The following is a 3,265-nucleotide window of genomic DNA, read 5'->3' on the forward strand; positions in this document are numbered from 1 at the left end:
GCCTCGTCCTCAACGGTCTGCGCGTGCACGTCGAAACGGCCCGCCATCGCCCGCATCTCGTGCGGGTCAGTCATAAAACGCGTAGGCATATCTCTTCTCCTTATTGTGGTGGTGGTTGTGTCCGATGAAGGCGACATCGCCTCCGGCGAATGTCCTTAGATGAGCACCTTCGGCATGACCTTGGGCTTGGTGCCGTAGCGCGGCCCGCTCAGGCCCAGACCCGACTTCCCGCCGGCCGAGGCCATTCCGGGCATGATGCCCGGCGCCCCGCCCGTGCCGGTGGCGGCCTCGTCCGCGGCCGCGGTCCAGCCGCTGCCGGACAGCACGCTCTCGTTGGCGGCGAGGGTAGCGGGAGTGCTGGGTGCCCAGCTCGCCGGCACCGACATCCCACCGACGGAACCCGCCGAGCCCATCCCGGCCAGCGTTGCGCCGCCGACTCCAGACGTGGATCCCGCCAGCGTCGTGCCGAAGCCCAAGCCGGCTCCCAGCGGCGTCGCGTCGCCGATCGTGACCCCGAAGGGAGCGCCTGCCACGAAGTGGTTCAAGGTTCCCAACGCGGACGCCATCATCATGATGCACCAGGAGAGCGTCACGTCCATGGAGTTGAACCCGTTCGAAATCAACGGGACTCCCCAGAAGTTCTGAATCGCCTGGTACAGGTTGCCCAGCTCACTGGTGACGTCTGCCGGCTGGGCCGCAGCGCTCGACGCGCCCTGCAGGCTGCTGAGCAGCCCGTTCGCGCCGCTGTTCGCGCCGTTGGTTGCCGCAGAGCTGCTGACGGCAGCGGACTGCGCTCCAGACCCGCCCGGGTTGGTCGACTGCGTCGGCTCGGTCAACGGCGTCACCTGAGCGGTGGTGGCCGCGGTGGCCGCGTAGGTGCTCATCGCCGTGGCATCCTGCGCCCAGAACTCGGCGTACATCGCTTCGTTAGCGGCGATCGCCGGTGTGTTCTGACCGAGGATGTTGGTTGCGACCAGGACCGCCAGCTGAGCCCGGTTGGCGTAGACCACCGGAGGCGGAATGGAGGCGGAGAACGCCGCCTCGTAGGCCGCTGCCGAGGCAGTCGCCTTCGAGGCCGCTTCGGCAAGCTGCGCCGACGTGGTTTGCAGCCATTCGATGTTCTGCTGCGCCGACGCGGCCATCGCGGTGGACGACGGGCCCGTCCACTGCGAGGTCAGCTCCCCGATCACGGACTCGTATGCCGCCGCGTTCGTGCTGAGCTCCGAGCTGAGCGAGCCGAATGAGGCCGCGGCGGCCATCAGCGGCCCCGCGCCGGCACCCGAGTAGATGAGGGTGGAGTTGACCTCTGGGGGTCGAGCTGCAAAGTCAAAGACCATTTCTTCGATCCTGTCTATCGAGGGTTATGGGAGTGAATGAGGTTGTGACCGTGCGACGTCGGCGGCGAGAGCGGCTACGCCATCGTCGGCTTCGGCACCAGCGGCATGACCTTCGGCTTGACGCCGTAGCGCGGCGCGCCGAAGCTCGAGCCGCCGCGACCGCCGTTGGCGACCGCCGGCATGCCGGCAATCCCGTTCATGCCACCCGCAGCGGGCGTACCGGCGCTGAACGTCTGCGACGCGAGCGTGACGGGGGCGCCACCGGCTGCCGGGAGACCGGCGCCGCCGGCCCAGCTAGGCGGCACCGAGAGGGAACCGATCGACGACCCGGCGCCGGCCGAGGCCAGAATCGGAGCGGCGCCCATTGCGCCGGCTCCGCCGATGCCCGCAGGGGTGACGTTGCCTGCCAGGGCCGTGCCGAGGCCGCCGATGTCGGCGCCCGCAGTCGCCGGTCCCGAGAGCGCGGTGAGAAGGCCACCACCGCCAAGACCGATGAGGTCCGATCCGGCCGACGCCCAGTTACCGATGTTGATGTTGACCAGGTTGCCGATGTTGCTGCTCAGCTGGCCGACCAGACCGCTGGTCAGGAAGCCGGTGATGCCGCTGATGAGTCCGGTCAGGCTGCTGATGGCGTCGGCGGGCTGTGCGGCAGCCGACGATGCGGACTGCGCGCTGTTCGCGAGTTGGTTCGCCGCGGCGCCGGCCTGGTTGTTGTTCTCTGTCTCCTGGTAGGAGCTCGAGCTCTGGCCCAGCAACTGGTTGAACTGCTGCTGGATGGCCTCAGCCTGGGCGCTGACCGTCTGGTATAGCTGCCCGTAGGTCGAGAACACCCCTGCCTGCAGGATCGAGACTTCGTCAGAGGCGGCCGGAACCACATCTGTTGTCGAGGCCGCGGCGCCCGTACTCGCCGCGGTGAAGGAGTTGGTGAGCCCCTCAAGCTGCTGCGCGGCAGCCGCGATTGCTGCAGGCTGTGTATTCACGAAGGCCATGTAAGTCTCCTGGTGTAAAAAGACCGACCCTGTACAGGTCGGCCACGGGGATCAATGCGTGGGTTTTGGTCGGGCTTCACTGGCGTCCACGCGACTACCTTCGCGGAGATTTGGGCCCCTTGCCCAGCGGGTTAATGGCTTCTTAACAGGGAAGCTTAATTTTTAACAAGGCCCTGACGCCGTCCTGCGGCAATGGGCCTAGGGCGGAATCTGGCGTTAACACGCTAGATTCGGCGCTGGCCCCCATAGCCCAATTGGCAGAGGCAGCGGACTTAAAATCCGCCCAGTGTCGGTTCGAGTCCGACTGGGGGCACGGTCGCGCCGTCGGCAGCCACTACCTGCGTCGCGCGACTCATGTCGTGTTCTAATGTGAGACTGGCGTTCTCACGTAATTGAAGCTCGCCGATCGCGGTACGCCAATAATCTTGACGATCTTCTAACACCCCCGGGTGTCGATCTGTGCCGCACTGGAGATCCGTATGCCGGCCGCGGCGAGCCGGTGGGCCGTCGCCGAAAGTCATATAGTTTGCCGATGTTTGACGAAATTCCGGGCTCGGGTCCCGTCGCGGAGCAGAGCCAGGGTTCCGGCGTGAGCGGGCCGACCGTATTCATTGCCACGCCCATGTACGGCGGGATGGCGACCGGAACCTATACGTGGTCTTTGGCGCAGACTCCGGTGATCTTCATGCGCAGTGGGGTAGGCCTGCTGTACCAGTACCGAACCAGCGATGCGTTGGTGGCGAACTCGAGGAACCACCTGGCCAAGCAGTTCCTCGAGACGTCGGCCACGCATTTGATGTGGATCGATGCGGATATCGGTTTCAACGGCTTGGACATCGTCAGCATGCTGGTGGCGGACGAGGACATCGTGTGCGGGATCTATCCGAAAAAGGAGATCAACTGGCCGGCGGTGGCGCGGGCCGCCAGCGAGGGCGGCGA

General features: G+C 66.1%; 2 protein-coding genes, 1 tRNA gene and 2 pseudogenes. 2 read left to right on the forward strand and 3 right to left on the reverse strand.

Annotated elements, in window-relative coordinates:
• From A5658_RS12205 to A5658_RS12215, 3 genes and pseudogenes are all read right to left on the reverse strand, one after another.
• Nucleotides 1-89 (reverse strand): annotated as a pseudogene (locus A5658_RS12205) (WXG100 family type VII secretion target); the annotation flags it as partial.
• A gap of 66 nt (nt 90-155) precedes the next feature.
• A complete protein-coding gene (locus A5658_RS12210; protein WP_067334745.1) occupies nt 156-1,337 on the reverse strand; it encodes a PPE family protein in 1,182 nt (393 codons plus the stop codon).
• Nucleotides 1,338-1,411: 74 nt separating this feature from the next.
• Nucleotides 1,412-2,326: a PE domain-containing protein gene (locus tag A5658_RS12215; RefSeq protein ID WP_067334748.1), complete on the reverse strand. Its 915-nt coding sequence runs from the start codon at nt 2,324-2,326 to the stop codon at nt 1,412-1,414.
• Between the two features lie 239 nt (nt 2,327-2,565).
• On the opposite strand from A5658_RS12215, the gene A5658_RS12220 reads away from it, so the two are divergent.
• A tRNA-Leu gene (locus A5658_RS12220) sits at nt 2,566-2,639 on the forward strand.
• Between the two features lie 219 nt (nt 2,640-2,858).
• Nucleotides 2,859-3,265, forward strand: a pseudogene (locus tag A5658_RS12225) (hypothetical protein); the annotation flags it as partial.

This window comes from Mycobacterium sp. 1245111.1 (genome assembly GCF_001673405.1).
Taxonomy (GTDB): Bacteria; Actinomycetota; Actinomycetes; order Mycobacteriales; family Mycobacteriaceae; genus Mycobacterium.

Coding starts and splice junctions, on each gene's coding strand:
- A5658_RS12215 (WP_067334748.1), bottom strand. CDS start 2,326: ATGGCCTTCGTGAATACACAGCCTGCAGCAATCGCGGCTGCCGCGCAG.
- A5658_RS12210 (WP_067334745.1), bottom strand. CDS start 1,337: ATGGTCTTTGACTTTGCAGCTCGACCCCCAGAGGTCAACTCCACCCTC.